Source organism: Streptomyces sp. NPDC002671 (genome assembly GCF_053592475.1).
Genome location: NZ_JBSFVU010000071.1, coordinates 1 through 16877, shown reverse-complemented (window position 1 = coordinate 16877; position 16877 = coordinate 1). Strand labels below are relative to the sequence as shown.

The window sequence follows — 16877 nt, the reverse complement described above, 5'->3', positions numbered from 1 at the left end:
TGCACAGACCGTAGTGGCCGCCCGTCTGGAGCGCGAGGTGGAACCGAAGTTCCATCCGGACTCCTACGGGTATCGGCCCGGACGGTCGGCGCTGGCCGAGGCGAACGCCTGGCTGGTGCGGGGGGTGCTGCTCGGCGGCGAACGGGCGCTGGCGGAGGCGGTGCCCGCGGACTGGGCCCGCGTCGAGGTCCGATGGACCTCGCTGATGGGCGTACGCCATCCCGGGGCCGTGTCCTGGACGGACCCGGTCCGCTCCCCGGAGGAGCCGACACCGCCGAACACCGCCCTGGCGCACGCCGAGAGGGCGTACCGCGCCGCGGTCCGCGCCGCCGCGGAACACGCCGCTCACCGGGCCGCCGCCGAGCTGCTCTCCGCCGAGGCCGAACGGACCCGCCGCCGGGTCCGCGCCCTGCGCAGGCACTGGATCCCCCGGCTGCGAGGCGAACTGGCGGCCGTGGAGCTGGCGTTGGAGGAGTCGGAGCACGAGGAAGCGGTACGGCGCCGGTGGGCCGCCGCCCGCGGCGCGAGACAGCATCGGCGGGCTCGCTCGGGGCCCGCCGATGGGGGGATGGATTCCGTCAGGTGCCGCGCTTGATCTCGATGTGCTTGGCCTCCGGCTTCTCGGCGCCCATGCCGACGCTGACGGTCAGCATGCCGTCCGTGTAGTCGGCCGTGACGTCGTCCTCGTCGGCGCCGGGCGGCAGCGTCACGCTGCGGCTCATCGCGCCGTACCGGATCTCGCTGTGCTGCTTCTCGACGTTCCGTTCGCTGCGTTCGGCCTGGACCGTCAGCACCCCGTCGCCGATCATGACGTCGATGTCGTCGGGGGACACTCCCGGAAGTTCGGCGCGCATGACGAAGCGGTCGTCCTCTGTGTAGTCCTCGATGCGCACCGTGTACAGGTCGCTCATCGCGGGCATCGCAAGCCGGGCAGGAAGGTTCTCGAACCAGTCCGGGATCTCCGGGAACGGGAACCTCTGCCGGCGTGCCAGTGTGGCCATGGCCGTACCTCCTCGGCCGTCGTCGCTTCTGCCGACACATCCAGTGAAGCGCGCGGGGACACGTGCCGCTGAGGCCGAACAGCCCATGCCCGGGGTCCCTGAAGCCCCTTTCGTCCTGCGCGTTGGCGGCCCTTCGTCCGCGACCTGCCACCCGGCCGGGGCTTCCTGGTCGCCGCGGGCCTGGAGCCAGCACTGGACTTCCTGGCCGGGTACCACGTCGAACGGCAGGACGTGGAGGAGTTCGCGGACACCCTGCACCGACCGGTACGGGACCTCGAACAACTGCTCGGCCTCACCTTCCAGGGCGAGGTGCGGGCTGTGCCGGAGGGCCGCCCAGCTCGTCGAGACGTACCTGCTGAACCAGGTCTGTCACCAGACTGTGGTGGCCTCCAAGGCGGCCCGCTGTGTGCTCGCCGCAGGCGGGCGGCCGGTGGTGGACCTCTCCCTGCGCCGCACGCACGGCCCGTGGGCGGGCCTGCGGACGGCTCGGCTCGCGGCGATGGTGGGCTTCGCGGGCACCAGCAACGTCGCCGCGGCAACGGCCCTCGGCATCCCCGCTTCGGGCACCATGGCGCACTCCTACATCGAGACCTTCCCCGGCGAGGAAGAGGCCTTCCGGGCCTTCGCGCGCGGCCATCCCGGTCCGGTCACCTTCCTCGTGGAGACGTACGACACCGAGGCGGGGGTCGGCATCGCGGCCCGTGTCCTGAACGACCTGCGACGCAGACCGGGCTGCGCGATCCGCCTGGACAGCGGCGGACTCGACGAGTACGTCGTGGTCCGGCTGGTACGCACCGGCGCCCCGATCGATGTGTACGCCGTGGGCACCCGTGTCGGCGTGGCCGCGGACGCGCCGTACCTGGATGCGGCCTACAAGCTCGTGGAGTACGACGGCCGCCCCGTCATGAAGCTGTCCTCGGCGAAGGTCACGGCACCGGGCCGCAAACAGGTCTTCCGGCGCACCGGACGGCCCGACGTCATCGCCCCGGCGGAGGAGGAACCGCCGGACTCGGCGCGGCAACAGGACCTCGAACCGGTCCGTGCGATCCGGTCCCGGGCGCTGGAGGAGCTGACCGCGCGGGTGCGCACGGACATCGAGTCCCGGATTCTCTGGGCGGTCTGGCGGCCCCCGCCGCCTTTTGACCGTCGTCCCCGGTGAGGCCGACGGGACCGCGGCCCGGGACCAATGGCCCCTGGCACCCCGTGCGGACCGGGACTTGCATGGGATCACGGGGGCACCGTCCGCGGCGAGGAGGCGAGGACCATGATCATGCCCGCACCGACGCGGCGAGGCGACAGGGCTGCGCCGAGCGCCGGCCCCGGGAGGTACGGCGGCATGGATGCCCGCATCGGCGACGAGATCGTCGCACGCGGCACCACGACCGGTGTCGTGACCCTGGACTTCCCCGGGCCGGACGCCTGCATCCGGCACCTGGTGCAGGGAGGCGACCATGTCCGCTCCGAGTGACCGCCGGCCGATCGTGGTCGGCGTGCAGGCCGATCCCGCCCGGCGGATGGCGCTGGCCTGGGCGGCCGACGAGGCGGCCCGCCGACGGGTGCCGCTGCGTCCCGTACGCGCCGAAGGCGTGCCGACCAGGGGTTACCGGGGGCGAGAAGTCCCGCCGTCCTGGGAGGAGTGGAACGCGCAGCTGCACCGGAGCGGGAAGCAGGTGCTCACGGAGGCCGTGGACTTCGTCGAGGCCCGGCATCCCGACGTCGAGGTGGACGCCGTACTCGCCGAGGGCGACCCCGTGTGGGTGCTGGGCGAGGAGAGCCGTTCCGCCACGGCCGTCGTGCTGGGCTCGCAGCACCTGAGCCGGGCCCAGGAGGTGTTCGGCTCCACCGCGGTCGCCCTGCCTCTCATGGCGCACGCGCACTGCCCGGTTGTGGTCGTTCCGGAAGCGGAGCACATCACCCAGGAGCCCGCTTACTACGTCGTCGGCGTCGACGGCAGCGAGCACTCGGCCGCCGCCGTCGACCTGGCCTTCGAGGAAGCCGCCCTGCGCGGAGCCGAGCTGCGGGCGCTGTATGTCTGGCAGCCCGGACCACTGAGGATCCTCGACGAGCACGAGCCTCAGCAGGAGTACCGTCGGCTGCTCTCCGAGACCGTGGCAGGCCGCCACGCCCGCTACCCCGACGTGGACCTGCGGCACGAGCTGATCGTGGGGCATCCGGTACAGGCGCTCACCGACGCCTCGGCCCTCGCACTGGGCCTGGTGGTGGGCACGCGAGGACGTGGCGGCTTCACGGGCATGCTGCTTGGCTCGGTGAGCCAGGGCGTGCTGCACTACGCCCGCTGCCCTGTCTTCGCCGTTCCGTCGCCGCGGGGCTGACCTGCTCCTCGTACGTGGGCAGCGGTTGTCACATCCAGGGCGGTCACGGCGACAGCGGTCGTCAGCGGTTGAACAACCCCACAGGCCCGCTTGGCCCCCGGGTCAGGTCCGGGCGGCCCCTGCCCTGTGCGCGTGGCGGCGCGCAGGATGGAGAAAGGACTCGGCGGGCGCCTTGCCGGCCGCCGGGTCCGGCCTCCTAGGGAGGCCATCGTGCGCACCCCACCCCCCGACACGTACGACATCACCGCCCTTGTGGCGGATGCCGCCGCGGCCCCCTCGTTGCACAACGCACAGCCCTGGAAGTTCCGCTTCCGGCGCGACAGCGGCGTGCTGTGCCTCTACGCCGCCCTGGAACGCGCGCTGCCACCTACCGCCCCGGACAACCGGGGCCTCCATCTGGGCTGCGGCGCGGCTCTGTTGAACCTGCGTGTCGCCGCTGCCGCGGGTGGTCGGCGTCCGGACGTCCGGCTCCTGCCCGACCCGGCCGATCCGGCGCTGCTGGCCGAGGTGGACCTCGGCAGCCCGGTGCCGCCCGACGAGGCTCTCGCCTGCCTGTACCCGGCGATCCGCCGCCAGGCATCGTCGTCAGCCAGTTCTTCAACGCGCTCGCGGTGCGCACGGACCGGCAGAGCGTCTTCCGGGGCCGGTCTGCTGAGCAACCCGTGGCTGATCGGCGCTGGTTGCTTCGGCGTCGTGCTGATGGCGGCCATCAGCTACGCGCCGCCGCTCCAGGGCGTCTTCCACACCGCACCGCTCGCTCCCGCCGACTGGGTGGTCCTCGCCGGGTTCGGAGAGCTGCTGCTGGCCGCCGAGGAAGCCCGCAAGTGGGTGCTGCGGCAGCGCAGGACACCCCCGAAGGGAGGAACACGATGAGAGTGATCACCGTGGGCTGCGGCCGGGTCGGTTCCACCCTCGCCACGCAGCTGGTCACCGAGGGCCACGACGTACGCCTCGTCGACCGGGAACCCCAGGCGCGCAGGCTGCTGCCGCCGGCTTTCCCCGGATCCTTCCTCGTGGGCAACGGCTTCAGCCGTTCCGTGCTGGAAGCGGCCGGAATCGCGCACGCGGACGCACTCGTCGCGGTCACCTCGGCCGACAACAGCAACATCGTCAGCGCGCGGACCGCCAAGGAGACCTACCGGGTCCCGATCGTCCTCGCCCGTATCCACGATCCCCGTCGCGCCGACCTGTGCCGGAAGCTGAGCATCCCGGTGGTCTCCAGCGTCCGCTGGGCGGTCAGCCGTATGCATCAGATGCTGCTGCACCGCCATCTGACCCCCGAACTCGTCTTCGGCAACGGTGAGACGCTGCTGGTCCGCTCGCAGCTTCCGGCGTATCTGACCGGGCGCCGCCTGTCGGCGTTCGACGTCGACGGCGAGATCGTCGTCGTCGAGGTCACCCGCGCGGGCCGCTCGCTGCTGCCCGCCCACGGCGACCTGGCCGAGCCCGGGGACCTGGTCACCTTCGCCGTCGCCGCGACCGCGCTCGGCCGGTTGCGCGGCTTCCTCGACAAGGAGCTGGGAACGTGAAGGTCCTCATCGCAGGCGCGGGCTGGCTCGGCACCCAGATCGCCCAGGTGCTCGCCGCCACCCACAACGACGTGGTCCTCATCGAACAGGACGACCATCGTCTGGCCGAACTCGAGGGGCTGCCTCGCGTACGGCTGGTGCCAGGTGATGCCTGCGATCCTGCCCTCCTGGAGCACTCCGGGGCGCTCACCTGCGACCTTGTCGTCTCCGCCACGGGCCGGGACGAGGACAACTTCGTCATCAGCCTGATCGCCAAACGGCAGTTCGACGTGGAGCGGGTGGCGGCGCGTGTCAACGACTCGGAGAACGCCTGGCTCTTCGACCAGCGGTGGGGCGTGGACGTAGCCATGCCCTCCGCCACCCCACTGATCTCCCTCATCGAGGAGGCCACCGGTGCCACCGACACCGTGGCACTGCTCCGGCTGAGCAAGGCGGGCGTCGAGGTCATCGAGACCGCGATCACGGAGCAGTCGCGGGCCACAGGGCACACGCTGAACGAGATCCCCCTGCCGCCCGGCACGGTCGTCGCCACCGTCGTCCGCGACGGCCGGCCCACGGTTCCCGGACCGGAGGTACGGCTGCTGCCGGGCGACGAACTCCTGCTCGTGTCGCACGAGGCCACGGAGCAGGAGATCCACGCGGCCTTCCAGTGACCCTGGCCGGGGCTGGGTTCACCGGTTCCCGGCCCGCGCGATAACGACCGGACAGCTCGCGTGCTGCGCCACGTGCCGGCTGACCGAGCCGAGCACGTCGGTCAGCTCCTTGCGTATCCGCTGCCGGGCTTCGTCCTCGTCGACGTCCATGTCCACGGCAGGCGCCGACCAGCCGTAGGGCCCAGGCAGCTCCCACACCGCGACCCGGCGACCGCAGGCGGTCACCGGGGCAGCGTCAGGCGGATCGACTCGCCCGGCTGGACTCGGACGGCGCGGCCGGCCAACTGCACGTCGATCGGCTGACGGTCGGATGGGGGTACGGTGATCTCCATGCGCTTGTGCCGCAGGCGCAGCCGCACGCCCCAATGCCCCCGATAGCGGACGGCGAACCCGTAGGACGACAGCTCGGGCATCGGCACGGGGTCCAGCCACAGTGCACCCTCGCGGCTTTCCAGTCCGGTCAGGCCTCGCTGGACGAGGTCGAGCGTGCCGGCCATGGCACCGAGATGGATGCCTTCGCCCGTCGTGCCGCCCTGCACGTCGGCGATGTCACCGCGCAAGGCTTCCTGGCAGAACGCCCACGCGCCCCCGCGCTGGGCCCGGGCCAGCACCCAGCCGTGGACCAGGCCGCTCAGAGTGGAGCCGTGACTGGTTCGGTCCAGGTAGTAGTCGACGGTCCGCAACCAGGTCTCCTCGTCCACTGGATGGCCCAACTGGGAGAAGAGGGAGCGGAGTTCCGACGGAGAGAACAGGTAGCCCAGCATCAGCACGTCGGCCTGCTTGGACGCCTTGTAGCGGTTGGCGGTGTCGCCCTCCGCCTCCAGGATCCGGTCCAGACGGCGGATGTCGTCGTACCGCTCGCGGTAGCCGTTCCAGTCGAGTTCGACGAGGTCCCCGTAGCCCGCGAACTGGCTGACGACGCCGTCGTGGAAGGGCACGTACAACGTGTGGGAGATCGTCTCCCACCGTTCGGGCTCGCTTCCGTCCAGCTCGATGCGCTCGGTGAGTTCCTGGCGCCGTGGCTCCGGGAGCGTACGCAGCAGTTCCCCCGCGCGGGAGAGCACCCAGGCGGCCGTGACGTTGGTGTACGCGTTGTCGTCCAGGCCGGGTTCGTTCGCGCCCGGATAAGCGTCGTGGTATTCGTCAGGGCCCATCACGCCACGGATGCGGTACCGGCCGAGCTGCTCGTCGTAGGTGGCGGAGTCCGCCCAGAAGCGGGCGATCTGCAGCAGCATCTCGGCGCCTTTGGTGTGAAGGAACTCGGTGTCGCCGCTCGTCTCACAGTACTGCCACACGTTGTAGGCGATCGCCGAGCCGACGTGGTACTGAAGCCGCGAGTTGTCCGGCAGCCAGCGTCCCGAACGCGGGTTGAGGTGCAGCTTCTGGGCTTCCTCACGCCCGTCGCTGCCGCTCTGCCATGGATACAGGGCGCCGCGCCGGCCGTCGGCGCGCGCCGCTGAGCGGGCTGCCTCCAGGCGCCGGTGCCGGTACCCGAGCAGGGCTCGGGACACCTCGGGAAAGTGCAGATCCAGATATCGCAAAGCGAACAGCTCGTCCCAGAAGACATGACCGCGGTAGGCCTCGCCGTGCAGACCCCGGGCCGGGACACCCACGTCGAGCTCGGCGGTATGCGGGGAGAGTGTCTGCAGCACGTGGAACAGGTGCAGGCGCAGGATGCGCCCCGGCTCCTCGGGGACGTCGATGTCGGCACGGCGCCACAGCTGGCGCCAGGCCGTCCGGTGTGTCCGGAGGAGTTCGTCGAGGCCAGGTGCAGCACGGACCCGGTCGATCGCCGCGCGCAGGGGATCGCTGATGGCCGGGTCTCGTGAGGTGTGCATGGCGATGGTCTTGTCGATGGTGACCGGATGGAGGGGGCTCAGATCGAGGCGGGATCCCTGAACCGCGCGCACACCCTCGTCGCAATACTGGAGGGGGCCGTCGGCCGTCAGGCGGCCGGCCATGCCGATGCGGATGTCGGAGTTACGGGTCCGGCAGCGCAGCCAGACCGTGTCCGGCGGAACGGCACCCGTGCGCACGGCGGTCAGGTGGCGGCCGTTCAGGTCCCGGTAGCGCGCGACGCCCTGGTTGGAGACGCCGCTGTCGAGTGCCGCCTCGACGTCGAGTACCGCCGTGAAGTTCTCGGCGGTGAACTCGGTACGCAGCGCACCCACATGCGGATCGCCCATGTGCACGAGCCGCAGCTGGCGCACGGACAGCAGCTGTCCCTGCGCGAGTTCGTACCGTGTCCGGCGCTCCAGCAGACCCGTGTCGAAGTGCAGCACTTGGCCGTGTTCGAGCACGGTCGCCGTTTCCGGTGTGATCCATGGGCCGTCGGCCACCCGGAAGCGGAGTACCAGCCAGTTCGGAAGGTTGACGATGTCCTCGTTCTCGACGAGGCGGCCGGCGACGTGGGAGGTGAGCCGGTCGTAGCACCCGGCGGCGTAGGTGCCCGGATAGTGCACGTCGTCCGCGGCGCACTCGGGAAGCGCGCCACGGGTGGCGAAGTAACCGTTACCGAGCGTGCACAGCGCCTCCCGGAGACGTTCGTCCGCGGGATCGTAGCCGTGGTACTCCCAGGTCCAGGACGCCACCGCGGTCGGCTGCTCGGCAGTGTCTGCCGTATCCATCGGGTCGGGGGGTCTCACGGCTGCCGCTGTGGCACGACGGCGACCGGGCACTGAGCATGATGCAGCAGCGTATGCCCCACCCGACCGATCTGGAGGCCGAAGTGGCCCGTCCTGCGGTGCGCCCCGACGACCACGAGATCGGCGGCTGCCGAGCGGTCCACGAGGATCTTGCTCGCCGGTCCCTCAAGCACCGAACGGTGCGCCCGGACCTGCGGATACTCAGCGGTCATGTCCCCGAGCGATGCATCGAGCAGCGCGGAGGCTCGCGCGTTGGCCGGTTCGTCCGCCCGCGAACGATCGCCGCTCGCGTCGAAGGCAGGGTGGCGCCATGCACGTACGACGTCGAGGGTGCAGCCCCGTACGTCGGCCTCGCGGAAGGCGAACCGCAGCGCCTCGGTGCGCGTGTCGGCGTCCCCGAGCCCGAGCAGGATCCGCTCGTGCGTACCGGCGACACCCGCTCGGTCGCCTCGGACCACCACCACGGGGCAATGAGCCCGCGCCGCGACGGCCAGACCGACCGACCCGAGAAGCAGGCCCTTGAGCTGCCCTCGACCGCGCGAGCCCGTCACCAGCGCGAACGCACCATCGCCCGCAGCCACGAGGGCGGCTACGGCCTCCTCCGGAAGGATGTCGGTGGTGACCTTGACATCAAGGTCACGCCGCTCGGCGCGCTCGGCCGCGGAGGCCACGACGTGCTCCGCCAGCACCTGCTCGGAGGGACGCCCGACACCGGTCGTCGGCAGTGCGCCCTCGTAACGCTCCCACAGGGAGGCGTGGACGAGCCTGAGGGAAAGACCGTGACGGACGGCTTCGTCCACGGCCCAGTCGACCGCAAGCAGGCACGAATCCGATCCGTCGACGCCCACAACCAGAGGGAGTGCCATCGTCCCCACCGCCTTCCATGGGGCCGCCACCTCGTGCAGCACAGCGGGTCGACTCCACCGTCGCACTCCCGTGGCCGCACTCGCGAGGGCGCTTCGGCCCGCGTCGGAGGACCTTCGGCCCTCTACAGCTCGACGTTGCGCCCGGCTTTACTTGAGGCCGCTGAGCGCTCAGGACGAGACCGGGACGATGGGCATCGTGCGGGTCGGGTCGACGTAGTCCTGCAGGAGCTGGATGCCGACCGGCAGGGTCATCACATCAAGGGAGAACACGACCCCAGTGGCGTCGAGGCCACCTGGATCATCAGCGCGCCCGCCGCCCGCGCCATCGACGACGATGAGGCGGAAACGCGGGGGTCGTACGAAGCGGCCAGCCCATCCCCCTCTGGAGCGCCCTTCCCCGCCAAGGCGCCGGACCTCATCAGGGCTTTTCCTGAGGCCCTCGCCGCCGCAAGACGGCGGACGCAGGCGTACGTCAGTCGGACGTCATCCTTCCTCCGGTGCGCTCGCTGCCATCCTGAGCGTCCGCTCCGGCCTTGGGGAGTGCTATCGGGGGAAGCGGGCCAGATGGCGCCTGAGATGGCCCCTTGGCCCTGTAGCGGCGGGATGTGGCCGGGCGGAAGCTGGGAGTGGCAGCGGCGGTACGTCTGGGTGTGGAGGCATGGTGGCTGGGCTGGTCGTCGTAGGAGTGGACGGGTCTGCGTCGAGTCTTGCCGCGGTGGAGGCGGCGGCTCGGGAGGCGCAGTCGCGTGGTGCCGGGCTTCGGGTGGTGCATGCGTTCCTGTGGCCGGCGATGCATGTGCCGTTGGGTCCGTCGCCGCTGGGCCCGCCGGAGGGCGGGATCCGGAACATGGTCGAGCGTCTGGTGGCCGAGGCCGACGAGCGTGCGCGGGAGACGGCACCCGAAGTGAACGTCAGTCACGTGGTGGTCACCGGTGAGCCGCTCACGGTCCTGGAGGCGCAGTCGCGCGGCCGAGCTGGTCGTGGTCGGTTCCCGAGGCATGGGTGGATTCGTCGGGCTCCTGGTCGGATCGACGGCGGTGCATCTGGCGGCGCACGGCCGGTGCCCGGTATTGGTGGTGCGCGAGCAGTCGACTGCGGACGGTCCGATCGTGGTGGGTGTGGACGGTTCGGACCTGGGCGAGCGGGCGGTGAAGTTCGCCTTCGCCGAGGCGGCGCTGCGCAAGGCACCCCTGGTGGCGGTGCATGCCTGGACCACGTGGAACGCGACCATGCCGGCGCCGCAGGATGCGTCCGAGCCGTACGCGAACCCGCCGGGCGCGCTATTCGGGGAGGAGGAGCGCCTGCTGTCCGAGGCGCTGGCCGGCCACCGGGAGCGCTATCCGGAGGTGGTGGTGGAGCACCAGGTGGTGCACGGCCGGACGCGGGAGGCGCTGATCAAGGCGAGCCGCTCCGCGCAGCTGGTGGTGGTCGGTGCGCGCGGGCGTGGTGGGTTCGCCGGGCTGCTGTTGGGGTCGGTCAGCCAGGCCCTGCTGCATCACGCGCACTGCCCGGTCGCTGTGGTGCGGGGAGCGGACGCGGGCCGCTGACGGCCGCGGGCGCCGTGCGGGGGGCTGCAGGGCGGGTGGGAGTAAAGCGGGTCAGGATGGGGCTGCACACGGCGAGGAGCAGCACGTAGGTGGTGACCAGGGCTCCGAAGCGCTGATCCGCGGTACCGGCGAGGCCGACGATGACGACGGAAAACTCGCCTCAGGCGATCAGCGCGGTCCTGGCCCGCAGCCGGCCGCGGTGGCCCGCTCCCTCGCGGCGGGCCGCGTACCAGCCGGAGGCCACCCTGTGAACGCCACTGGGCAGGTGAGCCGCCGCGGCGGCCGGAGCGAAGACACCTGCGGTCAGGGGCAAGTCCAGTCTTCCACCCACATACCTCCGGTCTCGGGGGCGTCAGGGACAATCACCCACTCGTCCCACCACGGTCCGCCAATGACACGGCGGCATCGGTCCAGCCGCGCCCGCCCGCGGCCTGTGGATGGCGGACGAGCCGCTTGGCCCTCACAGGAATCCGATGTGCCAGCGGCCCGGGCGGGCGCGCACCCCGTCTTGGTCCCGGTGATGGTGAGGGAGGGGCAGGGTAGATGTCTGCGGCTCGCCCCGGCCAACGATCAGTGGGTCGGCGTGGGCGCCAGCGCGGGCGGCGAGGGCGCGTGCGAGGCGGGACTTGCTCTGGCGTTCGGACTGGCCGTAACACGCGGGTAGGGCGCCCGACCGGGTGGCATCGAAGTGTCAATGGCCTGTCCCAGCATGGCCGCATGCCACGTTTGGGCGTGGCCCAGTTGCTCGCCGAGACGGTCGGTGGCAGTGGCCGGGAGGTTGGTGGCAGGATGCCGGTTCTTCGGACGGTTGGCGTGGCGGGCAGGCGTACCGCAGGGGTGGGTCTGCTGGTGGTGTTGTCGACTATCGCGGTCATCGCCCCGGCGCTGGGAGCAGCTCATGCGGACCGTTCCCTGGTTCCGCAGACGCCTCTGCCGGGGGAATGCATCCCCCCATTCGCAACCCCGCTGCCGGTCTTCGGCCCGGCAGGGTCGACCCCTCGTGTCGATGCGGCGGACCACAGGAGACTCACCGTCACCATGAGGGAAACCGATCAGGCGGTACTTCCGCAGGGCCGGCATGACACCTGTGGTCACGGGGTGACTTTCAGCAAGACCCGGGCATGGACTTACGAGACCTCGGACACCGCTACCGGGCAGGTTCTGGGTCCCGCGAACTGGCCCGCGGTGACGATCGAAGCCGAGAGGAACACGCCGACGCGGGTCACCTACCGCAACAGGCTGCCGAGTTTCAATCCTTCGGATCCGCATGGTCCCGGGCTGGTGCAGGGCCTGATGAAGGTGGATCAGACCGTTCACTGGGCCAATCCTCTGAAGACGCCGGGCGCCGGAATGCCCACAGACTGCACCGAGCCGGAGAACGCCGGCAAGCCTGTGTGCCAGCCCTACACCGGGCCGCAGCCCGCTACCGTGCACTTGCACGGCGCCGAGGTGCACGCCTGCTATGACGGCGGTCCCGACACGTGGTTCACCCCGGACGGCAGGACCGGGCCGGAGTTCTGTTCGGATCTCAAGCCTCGTCGAGGCACCGCCGTTTACACCTACCAGAACTCCCAGGAACCCGGGACCCTGTGGTTTCACGATCACGCCCTCGGGGTCACCCGCAACACTGTCTACGGCGGACTGGCAGGCTTCTACTTTCTCAGGCAGCCGAGACAGGAGCCCAGGCGCCTTCCGGGCGGTCCGTATGAGATCGAGATGGCTTTGCAGGACCGCTTCTTCGACACCAACAGCCAACTGTTCATGTTGCCGTCCTCCGCCCCGCACTACCATCCCTTCTGGGGTGTACGTGAGTTCGGAGACGTGGCGATCGTGAACGGGGCGGCCTGGCCCTACCTCGAGGTGGAGCCGAGGCGCTACCGCTTCCGCCTCCTCAACGGCGCCAACGGGCGCCGCTTCTCCCTGCACTTCGGCGGCGCTCCGGTGTACCAGATCGGCGCCGACGACGCCTACTTCGACCGGCCCGTGCAGGTCAACGACACAGCGTGTGCGGGAGGCGTCTCCACGACCGAATGCAGTGACGTGGACTTCATGCCCGGCGAGCGCGCCGACATCATCGTGGACTTCACGAAGCTGACAGGAAAGACGATCACGGTGACCAACAAGGGGTCACTAGACCCGGCGCTGCCGAACATCATGCAGTTCCGGGTCACAAAACTCCTGAAAGGTCCTGACCGAAGCTGCGACCCGGCGCACCCCAACCCAGCGAAGGGAATCTGCGCGCGTCCCACGCCGATGGTCCGCCTGATCGGCGCGCACGGGAAGCCACGCGTCAAGATCGACAAGATCAGGCAGTTCATGCTCAATGAACTCAACACCTCAGGTGGAGTGCCCGGAGCGGCAAACATCGAGGAGTACATCAACAACACGCTCTACGACGGGCTCGAGTCCCCCACCATCAGGGCGGAGTTCCCGAAGGACGGCATCAGCGAGCTGCCGCAGGTCGGATCGACAGAGCTGTGGCAGTTCATCAACGCCGAAGAGACGGAACTCGCCTACCACCCCATGCATACGCACCTGGTCCAGTTCCAGGTCGTCGGCCGCCAGGACATCGACTACGAGAAGTACGAGAAGGCATGGAGCGGGGCCTTTCCGGGTGATTGCAAGCCATCCGGGGCCGACTTCTGTCCGGGCTACGGTCCGCCTCGGTCGTACAAGACCCCGAACACCGATGGCGCCGTCGGCGGGAATCCCGCGATCAGCCGCTTCCTCAAGGGTGTTCCGAAGCCTCCGGATCCAGGGGAATCAGGGTGGAAAGACACGGTCAGGGTGTTTCCTCACCAGGTGCTCACGGTCGTGGTGCGTTTCGCCCCGACCAGCGTCCCTGCTCACCGCTCCAGGCCAGGACGCAATCAGTTCCCCTTCGATCCGACCGAGGGTCAATACGTCTGGCACTGCCATGTCCTCGGTCACGAGGACAACGAGATGATGCGACCGTATCGAGTGGTCCTCCATCGCCGGTGACATCAGCCGACTGTCCCCTTCCTTCGCAGCGTCGAGCCCGGATTGAGGCGAAGCTGGGATTCACGGCATCCAAGCAACGTGCGTACCAGAGCTGATTTCCAAGTCTGAGAGTGATCACACTTCAGTGCAGATCAGGCCAGGTCGAGCAGCTCCAGCGGTCGAGGGAAAACCGCGATGGAGTGCCGCAGGTACAGACGGTCGGTCATGTACCGCCCCCCACGCCGCTCGTCCGGCGGGGTGCCGGGATCACGACCGTAAGGAGGCGGAATAGAGAGACATAAATGCGCAGCGGACCCGATTGGATCGGCGCAGATTCTGCCCGCGGATGGTGTCACGGGCGGACCTGTTGGCCCCTACGCGGCCGTCGGAAGGCGGCGGCCGGGAGCCCGGGGCCGAGTGCGGCCTCGAGCGTCCGGGTCACGTTGGGGGGGCAGGAACGCGGTGCGTTCCCTACGGTCTCGGAGCGCTGTCCACACTCGCTGGCGGGGCACGATGGGCACAGCCCTGGCAGCCATGACCGTGCAGAGGACGAGTGCTGCGGCCGCCGACGCCGTCACCGCGACGGCGACGGCGACGGTCGAGGAGAGCGAAAAACCGGGTTTAGTGAGGAAGATCTGCGCGAGTACGAGCAACATCAGCACGGCTGACGACCGCAACGGTGCAACACCTCTCATCACAGGGTCCTCCTCTCCGTGCGGGCCCACATACGTGGGCCGACGTCAAGCTCCGCTCTACTGCGTCCCGTTGTACACGAACGGCAGACACAGGCGCCCCTACTTCGGTACTTCGAAGTCAGTGGTGAACGGTGCGTTCGGCAGTGGGAAGACCACGCTGGTGGACGAGCTGCGTCCGCGCTGGCCCGAGGCGCTGGTCTTTGACCCGGAGATGGTCGGCTCTGTGCTGCGGGAGATCGTGGAGGTGCCGACCGGTTATTTCCAGGATCTGTGGCTGTGGCGGCGGCAGGTCGCCGACCTGGCGGTGGGGCTGGTCGAGGAGTACCACCGCCCGGTTCTGGTCCCGATGTCCTTGGTCAACCCTGGGTATGTCGGCGAGATCTTCGACGTGTTGAGGGACGCGGGCATCACCGTCCACCACTTCTTCCTCAAGGTCTCCCGGGAGGTCCTGGAGAAGCGGATCGACGGACGGAGCTTCACCCCGCGCGACCCCGAGCAGGACGAGCGGGTCCGGCGCTGGTGCAAGGGCAGGATCGGATCGTGCATGGCCGTGGCTGACACCCTGCCCAGCGACACGGTGTCCCTGGACGGCGAGCTGTCGCCGCAGGAGTTGGCCGACCAGGTGCTGAACCGTATCGGAGCGGGCCCGAGCCGGTAAGGCATCCGGTCCGGTGATGGCGGTGATGGCCTGCGGTCATCCGCCGTCTTGATGGGTCTTGGCATGGGGTGGCGGGATGACCGGGGGGTGATCAACGCGGTAGCCCAAGAGAGCCTCCCTCTTCCACAACACGGTCACCGTCGTCGCGATCCGGCTGTGGGTTCACCCGTAGGGCCCAGCCGTGGCTTATCGCATGACCGGACGGTTGGCAGAGGTGTACTCGTCCGATGACACCCAACCACCGCCACCACACCCCCAACTCACACGTGAGCCCGAGCGTCTTGTGTCAGCGTTTGATGCGTCCTCGGACAGCCAGAACCGCGAGGGCAAGGAGCGTGGGCTCCAGGAGCCGGGAGACCATCTCTATATAGGTGCCGAGGGTGGTGAGGTTCTGGCCGGAAGAGCGGAAAATCACCGAGTTCACCGCCACACGGAAGGCCTTCTCCGCACGCGCCGGCGTCATCCGCTGGGACCATCGCCCGTGCAGGGCCGGGTCGGGGGTGCTGGTGCTGAGACTGATCCTGGTGCCGTGGACCGTGCCGGTGGTGGCGGGGTCCGGGTCATGGGTGGGCAGACCGAAACCCATCAGCAGCAGCACCGTCAGCGACATCGCGGCCGCCAGCCAACCGATTGCACGCAAAGCTCGCAGGCCGTAGCCGGACAGCAGCCAGTACCACCACAGCAGCCACCGCTCGCTCTTCGGCGTGCTGTTGCTGTCCTCGCGGCGGCGCATCTCGCACTCGCCATAGTAGAAGTCGGCGGCCCCGGGTTCATTCTTGCCGTCCTCGAACGCTTTACGCAGCTGCCGGTAGAGGGCAGCCACGTCCTCGGGATCGGGCGTGAGGACGGGGTCGGGGTGGTGCCGGCCGGGCCGCCAACGGTGGGACGGGAGGGCGTGGCCTGGAGGCGGCGCGGGATGGCCGGCCCTCTGCGCGCGCCAGTGGTGTTCCTCGGCAAGCGTGCGCCGACGGGTCCACCACGTCAGGGGTATCCCATGCCAGTACCGACTGGTGGGCACGGAGGCGAAGGTGGTGCGGCCTTCCAAGCGAATCTGGTCGAGATGGAAAGCGCCTGAGAACAAGCACTCCGTCAGGTCGGTGTCGGTCAGGACGAGATGGGCGGCATCCACCCCCTGGACCGAGGCCACATGCACCCTCTCGTGGAATCCTGCCAGCAGGCCCTCGTCCACCGCGTTGACGCTGGGGGTAGCGAAGGGGCGGGGGTGGGCGGTAATCGCCACGGGAGCTGAGAGCACGGCCTGGCCGAGGTCTACGGTGGCATACCGCAGCCTCACCCTGGCCGTCGACTTCCACTCGGTCCTCACACACCACACGTCACGTGCGGCAATCTCCAAGGTCACCGGAGCCTCGAACACGGCGCCCCACAGCTCAACGACGCTCTTGCAGACCAGAGGCCCAAAGAGCGACGCCGTCGCAAAACGTGCCGTCGCGAACCCGGCCTTGCCTGAGAACTGCGCGCCGCCGAACTTAGCCGCACCCGAGAACTGCGCTCCCTCGAACCCCGCGTCGCCTGCGAACCGGGTTCCGCCGAACTCGGCGTCGCCAGCGAACTCCGCATCCTCGAACCCTGCTACGCCAGTGAACTGGGTGCCTTCGAACGCGGCCCAAGAGGAGAACTGCGCCTTGCCGAACCCAGCCCAAGAGGAAAACCGCGCCCCCTCGAACCCGGCCGTACCGGAGAACATCGCTCCGCGGAAGGCTGCGGAACTGGAGAACTCTGCCCCATCGAACCAGGCACTGCGGGCGAACCGAGCCCTGTCGAACCCGGCGGGGCCAGAGAACTGGACGTCTCTGAACACAGCTCTTCCGGAGAACTCCGCCCTGTCGAACGCACCGCTGCCGATACGGACTTGCAAAGTCGTAGCGTCCCGGAGTGAAGGTCCCCTCGTAGCGTGGAGTCCGTGATACCAGGGGAAGTTGAGGTTCATGGGGTCCAAGCAACAGAAGTACGACGCGGAGTTCCGTGAGG

Annotated in this window: 15 protein-coding genes and 2 pseudogenes; 10 read left to right on the top strand and 7 right to left on the bottom strand. The window is 69.5% G+C overall.

What is annotated here, in order from left to right; translation table 11 throughout:
* Positions 1-595, top strand: a 595-nt coding sequence (locus ACWD35_RS42130; protein ID WP_451356647.1) for a V-type ATP synthase subunit D, incomplete at its 5' end; no start/stop codon positions are given.
* Here the strand turns inward: ACWD35_RS42130 and ACWD35_RS42125 are convergent.
* Positions 579-1001: an Hsp20/alpha crystallin family protein gene (locus ACWD35_RS42125; protein ID WP_451356646.1), complete on the bottom strand. Its 423-nt coding sequence runs from the start codon at positions 999-1001 to the stop codon at positions 579-581. The genes ACWD35_RS42130 and ACWD35_RS42125 overlap by 17 nt on opposite strands.
* Before the next feature lie 114 nt (positions 1002-1115).
* Here ACWD35_RS42125 and ACWD35_RS42120 point away from each other — a divergent pair.
* From ACWD35_RS42120 to ACWD35_RS42095, 6 genes and pseudogenes are all read left to right on the top strand, one after another.
* Positions 1116-2160, top strand: a pseudogene (locus ACWD35_RS42120) (nicotinate phosphoribosyltransferase); the annotation flags it as partial.
* 111 nt (positions 2161-2271) lie between these two features.
* A complete protein-coding gene (locus ACWD35_RS42115; RefSeq protein WP_451356645.1) occupies positions 2272-2469 on the top strand; it encodes a hypothetical protein in 198 nt (65 codons plus the stop codon).
* On the top strand, positions 2453-3334 hold the full coding sequence (locus ACWD35_RS42110; protein WP_451356644.1) for a universal stress protein: 882 nt from the start codon (positions 2453-2455) through the stop codon (positions 3332-3334). The genes ACWD35_RS42115 and ACWD35_RS42110 overlap by 17 nt, the downstream gene beginning before the upstream one ends.
* A gap of 210 nt (positions 3335-3544) precedes the next feature.
* Positions 3545-4207, top strand: coding sequence for a cation transporting ATPase C-terminal domain-containing protein (locus ACWD35_RS42105; protein WP_451356643.1), 663 nt, complete (start codon positions 3545-3547; stop codon positions 4205-4207).
* Positions 4204-4863 carry a potassium channel family protein gene (locus ACWD35_RS42100; RefSeq protein ID WP_451356642.1) on the top strand — a complete coding sequence of 220 codons (660 nt, stop codon included), beginning with the start codon at positions 4204-4206 and terminating at the stop codon, positions 4861-4863. The genes ACWD35_RS42105 and ACWD35_RS42100 overlap by 4 nt, the downstream gene beginning before the upstream one ends.
* Entirely contained in the window at positions 4860-5516 is a 657-nt protein-coding gene (locus ACWD35_RS42095; protein WP_451356641.1) for a potassium channel family protein, read from the top strand. The genes ACWD35_RS42100 and ACWD35_RS42095 overlap by 4 nt, the downstream gene beginning before the upstream one ends.
* Before the next feature lie 18 nt (positions 5517-5534).
* On the opposite strand, the gene ACWD35_RS42090 is transcribed toward ACWD35_RS42095, so the two are convergent.
* Genes ACWD35_RS42090 through ACWD35_RS42080 form a run of 3 tightly spaced genes read right to left on the bottom strand, consistent with a single transcriptional unit; the run spans position 5535 to position 9027 of the window.
* On the bottom strand, positions 5535-5741 hold the full coding sequence (locus tag ACWD35_RS42090) for a hypothetical protein (protein WP_451356640.1): 207 nt from the start codon (positions 5739-5741) through the stop codon (positions 5535-5537).
* Positions 5738-8143, bottom strand: a complete 2406-nt coding sequence (locus ACWD35_RS42085) for a glycoside hydrolase family 65 protein (RefSeq protein ID WP_451356639.1) — start codon at positions 8141-8143, stop codon at positions 5738-5740. Before ACWD35_RS42085 ends, ACWD35_RS42090 begins: the two co-directional genes overlap by 4 nt.
* A gap of 14 nt (positions 8144-8157) precedes the next feature.
* On the bottom strand, positions 8158-9027 hold the full coding sequence (locus ACWD35_RS42080) for a universal stress protein (RefSeq protein ID WP_451356638.1): 870 nt from the start codon (positions 9025-9027) through the stop codon (positions 8158-8160).
* Positions 9028-9685: 658 nt separating this feature from the next.
* Between ACWD35_RS42080 and ACWD35_RS42075 the strand changes: the two are divergent.
* Positions 9686-10574 (top strand): annotated as a pseudogene (locus ACWD35_RS42075) (universal stress protein).
* A 160-nt stretch (positions 10575-10734) separates the two neighbouring features.
* On the opposite strand, the gene ACWD35_RS42070 reads toward ACWD35_RS42075, so the two are convergent.
* A complete protein-coding gene (locus tag ACWD35_RS42070) occupies positions 10735-10887 on the bottom strand; it encodes a hypothetical protein (protein WP_451356637.1) in 153 nt (50 codons plus the stop codon).
* A gap of 404 nt (positions 10888-11291) precedes the next feature.
* On the opposite strand from ACWD35_RS42070, the gene ACWD35_RS42065 reads away from it, so the two are divergent.
* Positions 11292-13556 carry a multicopper oxidase family protein gene (locus ACWD35_RS42065; RefSeq protein WP_451356636.1) on the top strand — a complete coding sequence of 755 codons (2265 nt, stop codon included), beginning with the start codon at positions 11292-11294 and terminating at the stop codon, positions 13554-13556.
* A 353-nt stretch (positions 13557-13909) separates the two neighbouring features.
* Here ACWD35_RS42065 and ACWD35_RS42060 read toward each other — a convergent pair whose 3' ends face one another.
* Positions 13910-14071 (bottom strand): DUF6412 domain-containing protein, encoded by a 162-nt coding sequence (locus tag ACWD35_RS42060; protein ID WP_451356648.1) that lies wholly within the window; start codon positions 14069-14071, stop codon positions 13910-13912.
* 283 nt (positions 14072-14354) lie between these two features.
* Here ACWD35_RS42060 and ACWD35_RS42055 point away from each other — a divergent pair, with 283 nt between their 5' ends.
* Positions 14355-14888, top strand: a complete 534-nt coding sequence (locus ACWD35_RS42055) for an AAA family ATPase (protein ID WP_451356635.1) — start codon at positions 14355-14357, stop codon at positions 14886-14888.
* A gap of 286 nt (positions 14889-15174) precedes the next feature.
* On the opposite strand, the gene ACWD35_RS42050 is transcribed toward ACWD35_RS42055, so the two are convergent.
* Positions 15175-16764, bottom strand: coding sequence for a pentapeptide repeat-containing protein (locus tag ACWD35_RS42050; protein ID WP_451356634.1), 1590 nt, complete (start codon positions 16762-16764; stop codon positions 15175-15177).
* Positions 16765-16877: the final 113 nt, after the last annotated feature.